The organism is Enterobacter sp. Crenshaw, from assembly GCF_024734705.1.
Lineage (GTDB): Bacteria > Pseudomonadota > Gammaproteobacteria > Enterobacterales > Enterobacteriaceae > Enterobacter > Enterobacter asburiae_B.
Map to the genome: position 1 here is coordinate 56,553 of NZ_CP102932.1, position 19,301 is coordinate 75,853.

Consider the following 19,301-nt stretch of genomic DNA (forward strand, 5'->3'; position numbering starts at 1 on the left):
GGCAGGGGAGAGCCTGGCGCTGAGCGGCGGGCAGCTGGTGCTGGACGGCCAGAGCCGGGCCGATGCCGCGGCCGATATCCGCCTGACGGGCAGCACCGTCAGTAACCAGGGGCAGGTGAATGCGGGGCGCGACATTGCGCTCTCCGGCGACAGGGTGTCCAGCAGCGGCCTGCTGGCGGCGAAAGGCCGTCTGGACGTGAACGCCGGAGAGCTGACGAACGGCGGCACGGCGCAGGGCAGCGACGTCACCCTGAAGGGGCAGACGGTGACCAATAACGGCACCCTGCAGAGCGCCGGCAACCTGACGTTAAGCGCCGGAACCCTGGCGCAGCGGGGCACGCTGAGCGCGAAAGGCAATGCGAACGTCACGGCGCAGCAGACCCTGCGTAACGACGGCAGCCTGCTGGCTGACGGCGCGATGAACGTGACCGCAGGCGCGCTTGAGCAGAACGGCACCCTGTCCGGCGCGACGGCGCTGACGGCGCAGGCCGGCACCCTGACCAGCGGTCAGGCGTCCCGCACGACCAGCCAGGGCAATATACAGATTACCGCGACCCGCAGCGCCAGCCTGAACGGGCAGACGGACGCGGCGGGGGCGGTCACCGTCAGCGCCGGCGACCTGACCACCGGCCGGGACGCGCACCTGCAGAGCGGGCAGGGGCTCACCCTGCAGGCGCAGAACGCCGCGCTGAACGGCACCCAGGCGGCGAAAGGCGCCCTGTCGGTGACGGCGGGCACGATTGCGCACGCCGGGAAATCCACCGGTGACGCGCTGAGTTTTAACGCGACCGGCGACCTGACCAGCGGCGGGGAGCTCACCGCCGGCGCCATTACTCTCAGCGGACAGAACATCCTCCAGTCCGGCGCCGCAAAAGCGGACCGCATGACCCTGACGGCCCCCGGGCGCATCACCAGCAGCGGCTCGCTGATTGCCGGTATCCTCTCGCTGGACGCTGCCTCGGTGGAGAACGGCGGGCTGCTGCAGGGGACCACCCTGCTCGGCCTGAAGACCGGGTCACTCGCGAACCTCGCGGGCGGGTCGGTCTACAGCGCGCAGGATTTAACGCTGAACGTTCCGGTGCTGGCCAACGGCGGGCTTATCACCACCGACGGCACGCTGCGCATTAAAGGCGACACGCTAACCAACCAGGGTGAAATCAACGGCGTCAGCCTGAGCAGCGACTACCTCAGCCTGACCAGCAGCGGACGCCTGCTGGCGGACGACCGGCTCACCCTGAACGGCACTACTCTGGTTAACGCGGGCAGTATTGCCGCCGGCGACCTGCACATCACGGCGGACAGCCTGGAGAACCAGGGCACCGTCGAGGGGGACGCGGCCCTGACGCTCGGCGTGGCAGACATTACTAACCGCGGCGCGCTGCGCAGCGGCGGAACGCTGACGCTTAACGGCGACACCCTTACCAGCAGCGGCGAGCTCAGCGCCACCGCGCTGCTGCTGAACCTGACCCGTCAGGTCAGCAACGAGGCGGGCGGCCGGGTGATTGCCCGGGACGGCCTGACGCTGACCGCCGCCAGCCTGACCAACAGCGGGCTGATGGCCGGTACCGACGCGCAGTTCAACAGCGCGTCGGTGACCAACGGCGGCACGCTGCAGGGAACCCGCTCGCTGACGGCGACGGGGGCACAGCTCAGCAACCTGCAGGCGGGCATGCTGCTCTCCGGTGGCGCGCTCGGCCTGCACCACACCACCCTTAACAACGCCGGGCTCATGCAGGGCAACACCCTGAACCTGGCCACCGGCGAGTGGATGAACACCGGTAACGCGCTGGGGGAAGCGGGCGTGACGGCGACGGTGACCGGCGCGCTGAGCAACAGCGGTAAGGTACTCAGCCAGCAGGCGCTGGACGTTCAGGCCGGCAATACCGGTAACCGGGGCCAGCTGCTGGCGAAAGTGCTGACCCTGCGGGGCGACCTGCAGAACAGCGGCCTGCTTCAGGGCAGCAGCACGCTGGCCTGGTCCGGCAACACCTTCGCGAACCAGGCTCAGGGGCAGGTGACGGGCGGTGAGACCCTCACCCTGAGCGGACACACGCTGAGCAATGCGGGCAGCCTGCAGGGGCGCAGCGCCACGCTGGACGCCGCAGGCCTGAATAACCAGGGCAGCGTTCAGGCGCTGGACGCCCTGACGCTTGCCGCAACCGGCAGGCTGGACAACACGGGCGCCCTGCTCAGCCAGAACCTGTTCACGCTGACGGCGGCGCAGCTGTTTAACGACGGCCGGCTGGCGGGGAAAGCGCTGACGGTGAACGCCGCGCAGCTGACCAACACCGGCATGCTGCAGGGCAACGACACGCTGGCGCTGACCACCCGCGCGCTGAGCAACGGCGCCACCGGGCAGCTGGTGAGCGGAAGCGGCCTGAATCTGTCCCTGGACACGCTCGATAACGCCGGTCTGCTGCTGGTGAACGGCGGGCTCACCCTCCGGGGCAGCGACCTGACCAACCGGGGCGATATTCAGGCGCAGGACCTGGATTTGGGTCTGGGCAACGCCCTGAGCAATACCGGGAACATCGTGGCCACCGGCGATGCCGCGCTTCACGCGACGACGCTGACCAGCAGCGGCACGGTGGCGGGCAGAACGCTGACCGCAGGCGCGACGGAGCTGCGCAACAGCGGCCTGATGCAGGGCAGCAGCGCGGTTAACGCCGCCGCTGACCGCTTTATCAACGCGCTGAACGGCAAATGGCTCTCCGGCGGCGGCTTCACGCTGAAGGGCGGACAGCTGACCAACGCCGGTACGCTGCAGGGCACCACGCTGGGCATGACCGGCACCACCCTCACCAACAGCGGCACGGTGAACGGGCTGACGGGGCTCAGCGGCACGCTCGGCGGGGCGTTAACCAATACCGGGCTGCTGCAGAGCGGCGGCGCAACCACCTTCACCGCGGACACCCTGGCGAACCCGGGGCGCATCACCGGCGGCACGCTCTCCCTGACCGCCCGCGAGATGAGCAACGACGGGCTGATGCAGGGAACGAACGGCCTGGCGCTCACCGGCACCGCGCTGACCACGGGCGCGGCCTCGCGCACCCTCTCCGGCGGCATGCTGACGCTGGACGCAGGCCAGCTGGTTACGCAGGGCACGCTGCAGGGGAACGGCGCGGACATCCGCGCCACCGGCGACTGGACGCACGGCGGGTCCCTGCTCAGCCAGGGGGCGCTGACGGCCGCGACCGGCGGCACGCTGACCTCGTCCGGCTCGCTGATGAGCCAGGGGCGGGCGGATATCACCGCACAGACGCTGGATAACCGCGGGCAGCTCCTCAGCGAAGGGGACGTGACGCTCGGCGGCAGCACCCTTAAAAACAGCGGCACCGTGCAGGGGAACACCCTCGCGCTGCGCCAGGACAGCATTAACAACCAGGGTACCCTGACCGGCCTGCAGAGCCTGACCGTTCAGGGGCAGCAGCGGCTGATGGCGCGCATGGCGATGGCCGCGCCGCAGCAGGCGCTGATTAACGGCGCTGGCGGCAGGCTTCTCACTCAGGGCGCGCTGACCATTGCCTCCGGGGCGGTGACCAACGCCGGCAGCTGGCAGGCGCAGAACATCCTGCTTAACGCGCAGTCGCTCACCAACAGCGGCACGGTGCAGAGCGCCGACGGGCTGCAGATGACGCTGGCCGACACGCTCACCGGAACCACGGGCAGTAAGATCACCGCGCTGGGCAGCGCCACGCTGCAGGCCGCGACGCTGGTGAACCAGGGGCAGTGGGCGGCGAAAAACCTGACGCTGACCGGCGGCACGCTCAGCAACAGCGGCGCCATCAGCGGGGTGAATGGCCTGACCCTCAGCCAGACCGGCGCGGTCAGCCAGCAGTCGACCGGGACCCTGCTCTCCGGCGGGGCGCTGAACGTCACGGCGGCCTCCGTCACCAGCGACGGCAGAATGCAGGGGAGCACGCTCGGCATCACCACCGGGGCGCTCACCAACGGCGGACGTCTGCAGGGCGATAACGGCGCGACGCTGGCCCTCAGCGGCACGCTGACCAACAGCAGCGGGGGCGAAATCGTCAGCCGCGATGGCCTGACGCTGACCACGCCCGCGCTGTTTAACTACGGCCTGATTCAGGGCGGCGGCGAGACGCGCGTGACCGCCTCCTCCCAGGCGCGTAACGACGGAAGGCTGCTCTCCGGCGCGCGCCTGACGCTCGGCACGCCGCAGTTCACCGGCACCGGCTGGCTGCAGGCCACCGACCTGATCCTGAATGCGGCAAACGCCACTAACGGCGGCACGTGGGTGGCCGATCGCGCCACCCTGACCGGCACCAATTTCGCCAGCCAGGGCACCACCCAGGCGGGACAGCTGACGGTTAACTACGGCCAGCTGAACAACAGCGGCACGCTGCTCGGCAACGCGCAGCTGAATATCGACGCGGACCAGGTGACCCAGAGCGCGGGCGGCAGGCTGCTGAGCGGCGGCAACCTGTGGCTGCAGAGCCGGGGGCTGGACCTGACCGGCCAGCTGGTCTCCCTGGGGGACTTAACGCTGCAGCTGACGAACGCGTTTACCAGCCGGACCGCCGTGGCGGCAGGCCGAACCCTGACCATCAGCAGCGGCGGCGACATCGATAACCGCAGCGTGCTGCAGGGGCAGACGGTTAACCTCAGCGCGGGCGGGCAGCTCAGCAACAACGGACAAATCACCACCGGCGGCGGCACCAGCACGCTCTCCGGCAGCAGCGTGGCGCTGAACGCCGCGGGCACGGTGCAGGGCGGGGGCGACATCACCGTCGCCAGCCGGAGCAACATTACCGTCGACGGCTTCACCGGCACGCGCGGCTCGCTGACCCTGAGCGCACCGGGTTCCATCGTCAACACCGCGCTGCTGTACGCGGCGAATAACCTGGCGCTTTATGCCGACAGCATCACCAACCGGCGCGGCGACATCATGGCGGGGAACAACCTGTGGATGCAGCGTGATGCGGCGGGGAATGCGAACAGCCAGGTGGTGAACACGTCGGGGAATATTGAGACGCAGGGTGGGGATATTACGGTTAAGACTGCCAGCCTGTTAAATCAGCGTGATGGATTAACGTCAACCACAACAACAAGTGCGTCGCCAGCGTATGGTTGGGTTGGGCAGGCAACTGTTGACATACCTGTGTCGGTTCTCGGAATCGATACGCTTGTTCGGGATAAATACAGCACTTATACCCATGACGGTTCAGGTACATGTGGGGGAGTTCCCTGTTTCTTGTATGAGGATACCCATTACTATTACAAACCAATTACAGGCTATGAAACACGTAAATATGCACTAAATCAGATAGCGCAGGTTGTAAATGCTGAGGGTGGAAGCGCTCGTATTTCTTCCGGGCGTAACCTGACTATCACTGCCGCAGAGTTGAACAATCAGGCGAGTGCAATCCTGGCGAATAGCAATATTACGCTTGCAGGAAACACGCTGAATAATCAGAGCTATCAGAGCGGAACTTATACAGAATATGCTGTATATAAATATGTAAGCCCCTCATATGGCGGGGGTTCTCCTGGCTCCTACTCTCCAACCCATCGCAATACTTACTACGACAATGACGTAACCTATGTATTAGATGGGCATGTCACAGAAAGTGAAAATGGTGAAACATACCGCGCCGTCATCCAGGCGGGCGGTAACGTCACCGCGAACTTCACCAGCAACATCAGTAACACCAGTACCACCGCCAATGCGGGCGGCGTCAGTAACGTTATCTCCACCCCGTCGCTGAACACACTCAGCAACCAGACCATCGGCAGCGGTGTGCAAAAACAGGGGCTGAGCGCTGCCGGAACCGTGGCGGTGACCTCGCCGCAGTGGAACGATCGGCTCCAGGGGGCGCTGCAGCAGCTTAACGGCGGCGGCGCGCTGGAAAACGGCGGCGCGTCCGGCACGCCTCTCAGCAACGTTGCCACCACGCAGAAAGGCGATGCGAACCTCGGCCAGCTGGGCACGCTGGCGAACGCCGGGGTCACCACCGCCGATCTCCGAACCGCGCAGGGCGGCGCCGTCGGGCACTATCAGGGCCAGCGCGTCGATACCAGCGCTTACCCGCTGCCGTCGGGCAACAACGGCTATTTTGTCTTCTCCGACAACCCGAAAAGCCCGTACCTGATCGGCATCAACCCGAAACTGAACGGTCTCGGACAGCTTGATCCCGCCCTGTTTGCCGACCTGAACGCGATGCTCGGGATCAAACCGTCGTCCACGGCGCCGCAGGAGACGCGGCTGGCGTTTACCGACGAGAAGCAGTTCCTCGGCTCGTCCTATATGCTGGGCCGCCTCAACCTGAACCCGGACTACGACTACCGCTTCCTCGGCGATGCGGCGTTCGATACCCGCTATGTTTCCAACGTGGTACTCAACCAGACCGGTAACCGCTACCTGAACGGCATCGGCTCCGATCTGGATCAGATGCGCTACCTGATGGACAACGCCGCGGCGGCGCAGCAGTCGCTGGGCCTGCAGTTTGGCGTCTCGCTGACCGCCGATCAGATTGCCGCGCTCGACCACAGCCTGCTGTGGTGGGAGAAAGCCACCGTCAACGGCGAAACGGTGATGGTGCCGAAACTTTACCTGTCGCCGAAGGACGTCACCGTCAACAACGGCAGCGTGATCGCGGGCAACAACGTCACCCTGAAGGGCGGCAGCATCACCAACGGCGGCAGCTCGCTGCTGGCGAAAAACAGCCTGACGCTCGACAGCCAGAACAGCATCAGCAACCTCAGCAACGGCCTGATGAAAGCGGGCGGCGACCTGAACCTGAGCGCCATCGGCGATATCAATAACATCAGCTCCACCATCAGCGGCAAAACGGTCGCGCTGGAGAGCCTGGACGGCAGCATCAACAACCTGACCCAGGTTGAGCAGATTGATATCAACGCCGGCGGGAAGTACGGCAACATCGGCCTGAAGGACACCCTGCTGGGGAACGCTGCGTCGATTACCGCGCAGGATGGCCTGTCGCTTGAGGCGGGTAAAAACATCACCGTTACCGGGGCGAACCTGGCCTCCGGCGGCGATATGCTGCTGAACGCGTGGGGCGATATTGCCGTCAACGCGAATCAGATCAACGACGCATTCAGCTCCAGCCGGGAGAAAACCAGCCGTTCCTCCGTCACGTATCAGGGAAGTAACGTCAGTGCGGGCGGCAACCTGCTGGTGAATGCCGGGCACAACCTTGACGTGACCGCCAGCGACCTGAAGGCGGGCGGCAGCGCGGGGCTGAGCGCGGGCAACGACCTGAACCTGAACGCGGAGCAAACAAGCGAAAGCAGCCGGAAAGGAAAAAGCGAATCCCACAGCACCGGGCTCGACCGCACCACGATTTCCGCAGGCGATAACCTGGTCCTGAAGGCCGGGCAGGATATCAACGCCCGGGCCGCCGCGCTGGCGGCGGAGAAAAGCGTCGGGCTGCAGGCGGGTCGCGACGTGAATCTGGCTGCGGAAGAGACCACGCAGGGCGACAGCTATAGGTCAGGCAAGAAAACCGTTATTAACGAATCGGTACGTCAGCAGGGAACCGAGATCGCCAGCGGGGAGAATACTCAAATCCTCGCCGGACGCGATGTCACCACCGAAGCCGCGCAGGTGACGGCGAAGGGCGATATCGGCGTGGCGGCAGGCCGCGACGTCAATCTCAATACCGCAACCGAAAGCGATTATCACTACAAAGAGCAGACCAAAACCAAAAAAGGTTTCCTCAGCAAGAAAACCACCCACACCATCGAGGAGGACAGCGCGACGCGTGAATCCGGCTCATTACTTAGCGGCGACAACGTGCAGGTGGTGGCGGGCAACAACCTGCGGGTGTTCGGCTCCGCCGTGGCGGGCGATGGCGACGTGCAGCTTAAGGCGGGCAACAACGTTGATATCGTGGCGGCCACCAACACCGACACCTCCTGGCGCTTTAAGGAAGAGAAAAAATCCGGCCTGATGGGCTCGGGCGGGATTGGCTTCACCATCGGCAGCAGTAAAAGCACGCACGATCTTCGTGAGAAGGGTACCACCCAGAGCCAGAGCTTCAGTACGGTGGGCTCGACGGGCGGTAACGTCGCGATTTCTGCCGGAAACCAGACCCACATCGGCGGGGCGGATCTTATCGCCGGGAAGGATTTAAGCCTCAGCGGCGACAGCGTCATCATCGAGCCGGGGCACGACAGGCGCACCCGGGATGAAACCTTCGAGCAGAAGAAAAGCGGGCTCACCGTGGCGCTCTCCGGCACCGTCGGTAGCGCTATTAACAATGCCGTGAGCGCGGCGCAGGAGACCAAAGAGCAAAGTGATGGCCGTCTGAAAGCCCTTCAGGCCACCAAAACGGTGCTGTCCGGCGTGCAGGCCGGGCAGGCAGCGGATATGGCGGCAACCACCGGCGACCCGAACGCAATGGGTGTGAGCCTCTCGCTGACGACCCAGAAGTCGAAATCACAGCAGCATGCTGAGAGTGATGCGGTGGCAGGCAGCACGCTGAACGCAGGCAATAATCTCTCCATCACCGCGAACGGCAAAAACAAAGGCGCGAACAGCGGCGACATCGTGATTGCGGGCAGCCAGCTGAAAGCCGGGGGTGATACCACGCTGGATGCACAGAACGATATTCTGCTGTCCGGCGCGGCGAATACCCAAAAGACCAGCGGCAAGAACAGCAGCAGCGGTGGCGGTATTGGGGTAAGCATCGGTGCCGGAGGCAACGGCGCGGGTATCAGCGTGTTTGCCAACGTTAACGCCGCGCACGGCAAGGATAAAGGTAACGGTACCGACTGGACCGAAACCACAATCGACAGCGGCAAAAACGTCACCCTAAAAAGCGGGCACGACACCGTGCTTGATGGCGCCCAGGTTAACGGCAATAAAATCGTGGCAGACATTGGTCACGACCTGCTGATGCGCAGCCAGCAGAACAACAGCGACTACGACAGCAAGCAGACCAGCGTTGCGGCCGGGGGCAGCTTCACCTTCGGCACCATGTCCGGTTCAGGCTATATCAACGCCAGCCAGGACAAGATGAAGAGCCGCTTTGATTCGGTGGCCGAACAGACCGGGCTGTATGCCGGGGACGGGGGCTTCGACATCACCGTGGGGCATCACACCCAGCTTGATGGCGCGGTTATCGCGTCCACCGCCACGCCGGACAAAAACAGCCTCGATACCGGAACGCTGGGCTTCAGCGATATCCACAACGAAGCGGACTTTAAAACCTCGCACTCCGGTATCAGCCTGAGCGGCGGCGGCAGCTTCGGGGATAAATTCCAGGGCAACCTGCCGGGCGGCATGATCTCCGCTGCGGGTAATAAAGGCCATAAGGAAGGCACCACGCAGGCCGCCGTGGCAGAGGGCTCCCTCACCATCCGCGACAAGGCAAACCAGAAGCAGGACGTGGCCGATCTGAGCCGCGACACCGAACATGCCAACGACAGCATCAGCCCGATCTTCGACAAGGAGAAAGAGCAGAACCGCCTGAACGCGGTTGGGATGATCAGCGACATTGGTAGCCAGGTGGCGGATATTGCCAGGACGCAGGGTGATCTTAACGGGCTGAAGGCGGCAAAGGATAAATATGGTGATATTCCGGCTAACGCGACAGAAAAAGATCGCCAGGATTATCTGGCGAAACTGCGTGCTACGCCGGAATATAAAGAGACGCAGGAAAAATATGGTACCGGCAGCGATATGCAGCGCGGCATCCAGGCGGCCACGGCAGCGCTGCAGGGACTGGCGGGCGGCAATATCGGAGGGGCGCTGGCGGGCGCGTCGGCACCGGAGCTGGCGCATCTGCTGAAATCGACAGAGGATAACCCGGCTATCAACACGATTGCGCACGCGATACTGGGTGGCGCAGTTGCAGTACTGCAGGGAAATAGTGCCGCTGCGGGAGCTGCGGGGGCCGCAACGGGCGAGCTGGCTGCGCATGCTATAGCCAGCCTGCTCTATCCGGATGTGAAAGACCTGTCGACATTGAGCGAAGATCAAAAGCAGACGGTCATTACGCTGGCATCTGTATCGGCGGGGATGGCTGGTGGGTTGGCGGGAGGTAGTACGGCTTCGGCAGCTGCTGGGGCGCAAGGAGGAAAGAACGCGGCTGAGAATAATGCTACCTCCATTCCTCTCCCCTCTGGCCTGGATAACTACATGAACGCCGTGGGTTCATGGAATCAATATGCCGAAAATAAGGGCTTATCTGTAGAAGAAAAACAGGCAGGTTTGGATAAACTGGCGAAAGGCGACTTACCTGAGGGGGCTAACATCACAAAAGTGATTGTCGAAGGTTACCAGGATGGGGTAATGATCGGAGCCGCCTGGTATTTAGGACCTGCGGCGTCGGTGGGTAAAGTTGTTGGCGGGGGAGTGATTGCGGAAATCGCCAACGGAGGGTACCAGTGGTTTAACCTGAGTCAGCCAGGCAATGAAAACAAATCGTGGGATTATAAAAGCAGCATTAGTGCTGGCGTGGGGGGGATGCTTGCTCCGGGAAGGAATACCTGGCAAAACATCGGCATAGCTATGGGAGGGGCATTCTTTACTGATGGCCCAAATACGGGATCGCTTATTGGTTCAGCATTAGGTTCATGGGCTGGCGGTAAACTCGGTGAACTAGCACCTTTCCCAGGGGAAGTTAATGATCTGATAGGTGGTTTGGGAGGGGAGTTAATCGGCGATAAAGTTAAGGATAAAGTTAATGGCAAATAATAAGGCGTTTCATCGGGCTACGTTTTTGGTTTTTCTGCTTAGTACCCTTTATTACGGTGTGTTTTTTTTTGCATTTATTTTTATTGTAAACAATGTACTGATCGAGTTTATAAGTTCTGGAAAGATTGATTTATCATCAAAATCATTAATTTATCTATCTGTGGTGAGCGCTATAGTTGGCGTCGCCGCTGGTGCCAGAGTATGGCTCTTTGCAAAGTTAGATGAACGCAAAGCTAGAAAATCATCCTGAATATATCGCCACTAATTGACAGACCAATCCGGGTTGAATGGACATTTGATATGCCTGGGAAATATTCTTTCCAGGCATAACTTCGCTACAAACGAGACTTTCCTTGCGATTTTTTCTAACCGACCTACCCCAGCCTCTCCACCCTAGTCCCCCCCTCCACCATCGACAGCTGATACAGCGAAAACGACCTCTGCTTCTCAATCAACTTCGCCAGCTCCGGCGAGTGGCTGGTGAGCCAGATCTGCGAGTAGCGGCTGGCCTCGGCGATTAAGCTCGCCAGCGCGGGAAGCATCTGCGGGTGCAGGCTGTTTTCCGGTTCGTTCAACGCGATAAACGCCGGTGGGCGCGGGCTTAACAGCGCCACCGTCAGGCACAGAAAGCGCAGGGTGCCGTCGGAGAACTCCGCCGGTTCCAGCGGCCTGCTCAGCCCCTCGCGCTGCATCATCATGCGAAAACGTCCGCCGGTGTTGTCGCTGTAAAACACGCAGCCGGGGAAGGCCTGGTCAAGGATGCGCATCAGCAGCAGCTCGTCGCCGATCTCGACGATGGTCTGAAACGCGGCCGCCAGGTTGGCGCCGTCGCTGGCCAGCACCGGGGAGCGGAAGCCGACCTGCGGGGCGCGCATCGCCGAGCCAGACGAGACGGAAAACTCATGATAAAAGCGCCAGTTACGCAGGGACTCGCGCATCTGCGACACTTCCGGGTAAAGATGCGGTTCGCCGAGCTGCCCGAACACCGATTCGTTCTCGTACAGCGTGCCGCTATGGGTCACTTTCTCGTGATGCACGTTGTTGAGAAACACCGCCTGGTTCTTACGCTTCATCAGCTGTGACGAAGGCCGACGGTGCTGGCCGCTCAGCCAGATGGACTCCTCTTTGATCACCGGGTCGAGCTGAAACTGCGAGGGATAGGGCAGCTTCTCCACAAACCCGACCTGCAGCTCGTATTCGTAGGTCTCTGTTTCCACCGCCAGATTCATCCGCCGCAGCTGGTCGCTGCGGGTTTTACCTGCCCAGAACACCTTCAGAATGCCGCCCTCGTTTGCCAGCGCCTGGGAAAACTGCCCCTGGGCGGCGCTGTGCATCAGGTGTATCGCCTTGTAGATATTGGATTTACCGGTGCCGTTCGGCCCGAAGACGATGTTGAGCTGCTCCAGCTCCAGCGACATGTCGCGGATGGATCGGTAGTTTTGAATGTGCAGGGTGTTGATCACTGGCAGGCCCCTTTTGCAGAATAAGCCTGTATATAATCACAGCCTTTGAGATGAAATGCAAAAAAGAGACGACAGTGAGGATGTCGTCTAAACGGGGTACTGCTTTGGGCCTCTACGGGTCAATGGGGCCTTCGCATTTTTATGATCACTTGACTGCCAGACGCAGACCCAAATCATCAGGATAGGGATCAAAGTAGTTTTGCGTCATCAGATACCGGTCGGGGTATTCGGCCAGGTAGTGCTTCAGCAGCGTGATCGGGGCGAGAATAGGCAACTGTCCGTTGCGATAGTGCAGGATCACGTCGCGCAGTTCGCCGCGCTGGCGAGTGTTCAGCTGGTTACGGAAATATCCCTGAATATGCATCAGCACGTTGGTGTGATTCTTCCGCGAGGCGGGTTTTTTCAGGATGGTCATCAGCTTTTCCCGGTACGCCACGAAGAAGGCGTCCAGGTCTTCCCACTCGTGCAGCGAGGCAACGAACGGGCCGATTTCGCGGTAGCCCGCCTGATGGTGCGCCAGTAGCTGAAGCTTATAGCGGCTGTGAAAATCCAGCAGCCCACGCCGCGTCAGACCTTTGGCGCGCAGCGTGTTTAGCTCGTGCAGGGCAAATACCCGCTCGATAAAGTTTTCCCGCAGCACCGGGTCGTGCAGCCGACCGTCTTCCTCGACGGGCAGCCACGGGTAGGTTTCAAGAAGGGCGGCGGTGAACAGCCCGACGCCCTCCTTGCGGCCCCGGTTGCCGTTTTCATCGTACAGCCGCACGCGTTCCAGGCCGCAGCTTGGGGATTTTGCACAGACGATAAATCCCGACAGATCGCCGATTTTTGGCAGATAGTCTGCCGTAAAGTCGGCCATTTTCTGCGTGAAGTCATCATGAGGCGGCTTGCTGAAACGGAGCTGCGTTTCGCCGCTGTCCGTCAGCGTCAGGCGTATGGCCGGACGAGGCGTCGGGAGACCGATAGCCATTTCCGGGCAGACGGGCCTGAAATTCACCCACTGGGCCAGCTCATCCATGACGAAGCCCATACGCTTGTGTCCGCCGTCAAAGCGAACGGCGGATCCGGTCAAACATCCGCTAATACCGAGCACAGGTTTCGTTGTCATGGTGTAGTCCTCCCGTTCATATAATTAAAACTTACACAACATGACTAATTTGTCCAAGTATTAGCGGAACTATTTTTTTTATTCCTTTAAAATCAATGCGTCTTAACTGCCCTTGTAGGTCGAGTAACCGTACTGGCTCAGCAGAAGCGGGATGTGCAGCTTCTCGTTGGTGCGGGTCACGGTAAACAGCACCGGGATCTCCGGGAAGAAGGAGTCCAGCTTTTTGCCGTGGAAGTACTCTGCGGTTTTGAAGGTCACTTTATACACGCCAGGCTGCATGTCTTGATCCTGCGGATAGAGCGATTTGATGCGGCCGTCGTGGTCGGTTTTACCGCTGGCAATCGGGGTCCATTTGTCCTGCTGCTGTTTCTCCAGCGTAACGGTCACGTCTGATGGCGGCATCCCGGTTTGCTGGTCGAGAATGTGGACGCTCAGCGTGCCGGCAGGGGCGCTAAAGGCAGCAGGGGCAAAGACCATCGAGGCCAGAATCAGCAGAGGGGCAGTTTTTTTCATGGTGTTTTCCTGTTGAGTTATTCGTTACAGGAAAACGTTAGCATCTGCGGCGCGGGAAAATATTCAACTTTTCGTGAAGATTCCCGCAGGAGAAACTATCAGAGGATAATCACTTCAAGCGATACCTGCTGCTGCCACTGCTCCACCTGTTTTTTCCGCCCGGCGGTGAGTTTGCCGCTGGTGACCAGAAGCCATTTGCGCTCCGGGAAAATTTCCGGTGCCAGCGCGTCAGGCGGAACCGGCAGGATGTCGATTCGGTGGCCCTGCCCGGTGCGCGTTAAGGCTTCGAGCCAGATCTCGCACGGGTCGTTCAGGTGCCAGCCGCTGAGCAGAATGTTATCGCCCGGCGCTTTTTTATCGCCTTCGAGGCAAAACGAGGTGTAGGCGATGATGATGCCGTCGAGGATCGCGCGCAGGGTCATGGCGGCGGCGACGTTGGCCGAGACCTGGCTGCGCAGCGGGCGCAGCACGTTCGCGACCAGCTCCGGCCTTGGGTATTCGCGTCCGGCGTCGTAAATCATCTGGCGCAGGGACTCGACCTTGCCGTCCTGCAGACGTTGCAGCATGTTCTGCTGCAGGGTTTGCCAGTTGTTGGTCCGACCCGGCATCGGGCGTTCCAGCAGCGGTTTGACCTGGCCGATCGGGACGCCTTTTTTGACCCAGTCGAGAATTTTTAGCGCCTGCTGGACGTCCTCGTCGCTGTACTGGCGGTGGCCGCCTTCCGTGCGCTGTGGCTTGAGTAAACCATAGCGACGCTGCCACGCCCGCAGGGTGGTGGCGGTGATGCCGCTGAGTCTGGCGAATTCGCCGATGGAGTAAGCCATGTCCGTGTCCAGAGTGGAGGAATACTCTCAATATACTACGAATTTTCCCGAACGGGATGAAGCGCCGAAACGGTGCACTACACTTAACGTCCAACCGTGCAAATGAAAGGAATTCTCATGAAGCTATGGCCTGTAGTGACCGGTGTTGCCATTGCGCTGACGCTGGTCGCCTGTAAATCCCCCACGCCGCCGAAGGGCGTGCAGCCGATTTCCGGTTTTGACGCCAGCCGCTATCTTGGCAAATGGTACGAGGTCGCCCGTCTGGAAAACCGCTTTGAACGCGGGCTGGAGCAGGTAACCGCCACCTACGGCAAGCGCAGCGACGGCGGCATCAGCGTGCTCAACCGCGGCTACGATCCGGTGAAGAACAAGTGGAGCGAGAGCGAAGGCAAAGCGTACTTTACCGGCGAGCCGACCACCGCCGCGCTGAAGGTGTCCTTCTTCGGCCCGTTCTACGGCGGCTATAACGTGATCAGGCTGGACGATAAGTACCAGTACGCGCTGGTCAGCGGCCCGAACCGCGATTACCTGTGGATCCTGTCGCGCACGCCAACCATTCCGGATGCGGTGAAGCAGGATTACCTGAACACCGCGCGCAGTCTGGGCTTCCGAACCGATCAGCTGGTGTGGGTGCAGCAGTAGCTCCTACTGGTAGGAAAACGTAATGCTGGCCAGCGCGTTGGCCGAGCCGGGGACCAGTTCGCCGGTTCGGATGTACTGCGCCTGGAACGGTAACGTGAGCGTCTGTGCCGCCGTGGTGCTCTGGATTAAGAACTGTCCGGTCGCACCCGCGGCCGAGCTGTCCGGCCCCATCGTCAGCGGCCCGCTGCCGTTGTAGAAAAACTGCACCCCAACGCCGGACGCCGTGGAATCTCCGGTCAGGGTCACCACCGACGAGGTGTTCGACGGCGTGGTCTGATCGGTCATCACGGCGTGAACCGCTACGTTCGCGTCGCAGGTCAGGCCGACGGTAAACGTCCCCGATGGCGACGTGCTTCCCACCGTGGGCAGGGTGCGAATATCAATGGTGCCCAGCGCCACGCTGGCGTTTTTGCTGCCGACCGTACACCCGCTGGCGGTCACCGTGATGGTGGTCGGGCTGATGATGACCTGCGCCGTTTTCGTTTCGTTGTTATAGGCGGTGAGCACCGCGGCGTTGATGGTCGGGATGTTATAGACGCCGGATTTCAGGGCGGCACCGGTTTTAATAAAGGTGACCTTTGCTGACCAGCCCAGATCCTGGGCATACCCACTGGTGCCCTCTGCCGGGTAGCTTTGCGTGATACCGGTTTGCAGCGGAATATATTGTGTACTCTTAAAATCCTTCAGCCCGATGATATACCCCACGCCTGGTACGCCGGTTTCAAAAATGGTGTAATTCGCGCCGTCGACGGTGACCGTCGCACCGCTAGAGATGGCGCTGCTGCTGGGCTGCAGCGTGCCTTTGTTGCAGGTAAAAATAAGCCCGCACCAGAACACCTGCTGCACGCTGGCGGTGGCGCTCCAGGTCGAGCCGATAATGCTGCCCGGCACCACGGAATCCGCTGGCCCGCTGTAGGTCATCGGCTGAGGGGAGAGCGTAATGTCCGATTTCCAGTCCAGAGCCTGCACGCTGGCGCAGAAAAGTAATCCGCTGAGAAGAAACGCTAAACGCATCATAGATACTCCGTTGTCCAGGTGGCGAGGGCTGACACATCACCGGCGCTCACCGGCGTAGCGGTGGCAACCAGCTGCGCGTAGAAGGTCATCTGTACGCTGTCATCCCCCGCCGTTCCGTATGCGGTGGTCTTTGTATTCAGGGGAATGAGTACGCTCTCTTTATCGAGGATCTGTACCGCCACGCCGGTAGCGCCACCGTCGGCAATTTTCAGCAGCTGCGGGTTGGCATCATCCGGCGTACCGCTGAAGCGGATTTTTACGCCAGCAAAGGTTGGCCCGCACGCTTCAAGCCTGAGCGTAAAGGGCGTTTTGATATTGCTGACGGCCCCGGCACGGCTGAACTGTTTAATACCAATGGTGCCCAGCGGCACGTTCTGCTCCCCGGAGTCCTGCGCCACCACGCAGGTGTTGCCGATCAAATTGCCGGTGACGGAGACCAGCACGTCGTAGCCGCGAACGGGGAGCGTGAAAACCAACAGCAGCGCAAGGCAGCCGATCCGAAGCGTTACTGACATACCACCTCCTGAGAATAAAGACCGGTGCGGGCGTTATAGTTCTGCTTGTTTAAGGCGTAGGTAATGGCGCAGCGCTGGCGGCTGCCGCGGCCCCACACGGCGTTCAGCGTGCCCTTCTCTGACAAACCGGAGAGATACAGGCTGCCGCCATCGCCAACGATGCCGCTGGTTTTGTCATCATCGAGCGAGACCAGCGTGCCGAAGGGGAGCACGTCGTTGCCGTGACGTACGATAAACATCGCTTTTGCCCCCTGGTGCGTGGTGAAGGTGGCGCGAACCAGGGCGCCATCGGTAGGCGTTTTGTTGGCGATGGCGTTTTCCAGCTCCACGTCGTTGCCGGCGGTCGTCACGTCCAGCGCGACCTGGTTAACGCGGTACGGCGTAGCGTACGGGATCACCGCGTAGCCACGGCCGTCCGTTTTGATGCCCTTATGGTTAAGCACGGCGACATTGCTGGCTCCCGGGGCTTTTACCAGAATGTTGGTATTTCCGAGCGGCTGGCTCAGCGTCAGGCCATCTTCATGCACTACCGCGCCGCCGCTGATGCCGTAGCTGAGGTTGCGGGAGTCGCTGGCGTAGCTGTAGCCCAGGTTGTAGTCTCCCCACGCGCCTTCGTACTGCAGGGTGGCATCGCCGCCGTAGTGCTGTCGGGAGCTGTAGCGCTGGTTGACGCTATAGAACAGATTCTCCTCACCCGGCAGGTAGCCGCTCACGCCCGTGCTGGTTGTTGTGCCGGTGGAATCCGCATGGGTCGTGGTAAAGCGCGCGCGGGTCGACAGCGTCGGGTTGCCCAGCGGGACCGAAATCGACATCGACAGGATGTTATCTTTCTTGTCGTCATACAGGCTCGAGCTTCGCTGGACGCTGACGCCAAGCGACACGTTGCGAAACGTGGCGTTCCACGCAAACTGCAGGCTTTGCGTGGTATTTGACGTGTTCCAGTAGGTCTGCTGATCCCACGACAGTGACAGCGAGCCGTATTGTCCCATCGGCTGCGACAGCAGCAGCTGGTTTTTTGCCTTACGCGACATGCGCAGGTTGTACACGGTGTCGTATTGGGTGGTGACGGTGCCATCGTCTTCCACCGTCTGCTTTGGCGATCCGCCCGACATGCCTTTGTACGTGGTGTCGCTGAGGGTATAAAACCCTTTCGTGGAGTAGCGCAGCGAGAAGAAATTCACCCGCGTGCCAATGTCGTTCAGCAGCTTGCTGTAGCGCAGGCGCACCGAATCACCGGTATAGTGCCGATCGTCCGCCAGCTGGCTGCGGGCGTGGGTCAGGTCGATGGAGTAGGCGCCAAAGCGGCCGAGGTTTTGCCCAAACCCGAAGGCCAGGCCGTTATAACGATCGGCAAACTGCGCCCCGCCGTAAAACGTCAGGCCGTATCGCCAGCCGTAAAACAGCTCGCCCTGCGCGAAAGAGGGCGCGTCCTGATTGCCCGTCGGACGGTATTTCCCGGCGCCGAGGGCATATTTCACCTGTCCGTTACGCACCAGGTTCGGCACGCTGGCAAAGGGGAGCGTGTATTGCGTTTTGCTGCCGTCGTTCTCCTGAATGGTGACCGCCAGATCGCCTCCCGAGGAGGTCGGATAGAGATCTTTCAGCACAAACGCCCCCGGCGGGACGGAGGTTTGATAGATGATGTTGCCGTTCTGACGAACCGTGACCGTGGCGTTGCTGCGCGCGATGCCGCGAACTTCAGGCGCATAGCCGCTGAGGCTTGCGGGCAGCATGTTGTCATCGGTTTTCAGGGCGATACCGCGCAGGCCCACGGAGTCGAACACCTGCGCCGAGGTGTACGTTTCCCCGGCATACACCTGCGCGCGCAGGGCGTGAATATCGCGCTGCAGCCAGGTCTGCACGTGGGTAAGCTCATTGCTGTCTTTGGTCCACGTGGTGAAATCACGCAGCCGCCACGCGCCCAGGTTGACGCCGCTATTGAGGCTTGCAAACAGCTGCTGTTCCCGCGTGCGCGTCTCGCCGCGATACTCATTGTTCGAGCCATTGACCACGTAATTCAGCCACGCGGCAGGAATGCCCGCCTCCCAGCTTTCCGGGCTGACGTACCCGCGCGGCAAATTTCGCATCGCACTTTGCGGTACGGTGAAGCTCAGGGTGAGCGTCTTCTGGTCCAGATCAAACTGCGTATCCGCAAACGCCTTCGTTAAGAAGATGCAGCGCTGCGCCAGCGGCAGGTCGCCGCCCTTCGCCTGATGGCTATCGATGCCCAGCGCGTCGAATTGTTCAGGCGTGAGGCAGGGCAGCGCTTCACCCGTGCTGTCCTCAGCAAGGCGGAACGTGACGTTACCCGTGAACGCATAATTTGTATTGATATATACGTTGAGGTTGTAATCACCCGGCGGCAACGCGCTCCCGGCGTTGACCCAGGCGAGATCGGCGCTGTTTGCGCTCTCGCCGTTGAGGAACGCGGGGTTAAATTGCAGCTCGCTATCAGCAGCCACGGCTTGCCGAATCACCAGGGAGATCACCGTGGCGCACAGGATTTTTATTTTCACGTGGTCACGCCTTACTGTTTTT

At 61.3% G+C, this 19,301-nt stretch carries 10 protein-coding genes; 3 read left to right on the forward strand and 7 right to left on the reverse strand.

Features of this window, described 5'->3' with window-relative positions:
* Positions 1-418: 418 nt before the first annotated feature.
* Together NWV12_RS00260 and NWV12_RS00265 are read left to right on the forward strand one after the other, a co-directional pair.
* Complete coding sequence (locus NWV12_RS00260) at positions 419-10,684, forward strand: hemagglutinin repeat-containing protein (RefSeq protein ID WP_375379105.1); 10,266 nt, start codon at positions 419-421, stop codon at positions 10,682-10,684.
* Positions 10,674-10,934: a hypothetical protein gene (locus NWV12_RS00265; protein ID WP_048980216.1), complete on the forward strand. Its 261-nt coding sequence runs from the start codon at positions 10,674-10,676 to the stop codon at positions 10,932-10,934. Before NWV12_RS00260 ends, NWV12_RS00265 begins: the two co-directional genes overlap by 11 nt.
* 124 nt (positions 10,935-11,058) lie before the next feature.
* Here the strand turns inward: NWV12_RS00265 and NWV12_RS00270 are convergent, their stop codons facing one another.
* From NWV12_RS00270 to NWV12_RS00285, 4 genes are all read right to left on the reverse strand, one after another.
* A complete protein-coding gene (locus NWV12_RS00270; RefSeq protein ID WP_048980217.1) occupies positions 11,059-12,147 on the reverse strand; it encodes an AAA family ATPase in 1,089 nt (362 codons plus the stop codon).
* A gap of 145 nt (positions 12,148-12,292) precedes the next feature.
* Positions 12,293-13,252 (reverse strand): DUF523 and DUF1722 domain-containing protein, encoded by a 960-nt coding sequence (locus NWV12_RS00275; RefSeq protein WP_048980218.1) that lies wholly within the window; start codon positions 13,250-13,252, stop codon positions 12,293-12,295.
* A 102-nt stretch (positions 13,253-13,354) separates the two neighbouring features.
* Positions 13,355-13,765: a hydroxyisourate hydrolase gene (uraH, locus tag NWV12_RS00280; RefSeq protein ID WP_048980220.1), complete on the reverse strand. Its 411-nt coding sequence runs from the start codon at positions 13,763-13,765 to the stop codon at positions 13,355-13,357.
* 98 nt (positions 13,766-13,863) lie between these two features.
* A complete protein-coding gene (locus tag NWV12_RS00285; RefSeq protein WP_032661978.1) occupies positions 13,864-14,589 on the reverse strand; it encodes a MerR family transcriptional regulator in 726 nt (241 codons plus the stop codon).
* Between the two features lie 117 nt (positions 14,590-14,706).
* Here NWV12_RS00285 and NWV12_RS00290 point away from each other — a divergent pair, with 117 nt between their 5' ends.
* Entirely contained in the window at positions 14,707-15,231 is a 525-nt protein-coding gene (locus NWV12_RS00290; protein ID WP_048980221.1) for a lipocalin family protein, read from the forward strand.
* A gap of 3 nt (positions 15,232-15,234) precedes the next feature.
* Here NWV12_RS00290 and NWV12_RS00295 read toward each other — a convergent pair whose 3' ends face one another.
* From NWV12_RS00295 to NWV12_RS00305, 3 genes are read right to left on the reverse strand one after another with little or no spacing between them, the layout of a single operon-like run.
* Positions 15,235-16,245 carry a fimbrial protein gene (locus NWV12_RS00295; protein ID WP_048980318.1) on the reverse strand — a complete coding sequence of 337 codons (1,011 nt, stop codon included), beginning with the start codon at positions 16,243-16,245 and terminating at the stop codon, positions 15,235-15,237.
* A complete protein-coding gene (locus NWV12_RS00300) occupies positions 16,245-16,763 on the reverse strand; it encodes a fimbrial protein (protein ID WP_039263502.1) in 519 nt (172 codons plus the stop codon). Before NWV12_RS00300 ends, NWV12_RS00295 begins: the two co-directional genes overlap by 1 nt.
* Positions 16,754-19,279, reverse strand: a complete 2,526-nt coding sequence (locus tag NWV12_RS00305) for a fimbria/pilus outer membrane usher protein (protein ID WP_048980222.1) — start codon at positions 19,277-19,279, stop codon at positions 16,754-16,756. The genes NWV12_RS00300 and NWV12_RS00305 overlap by 10 nt, the downstream gene beginning before the upstream one ends.
* Between the last annotated feature and the right edge of the window lie 22 nt (positions 19,280-19,301).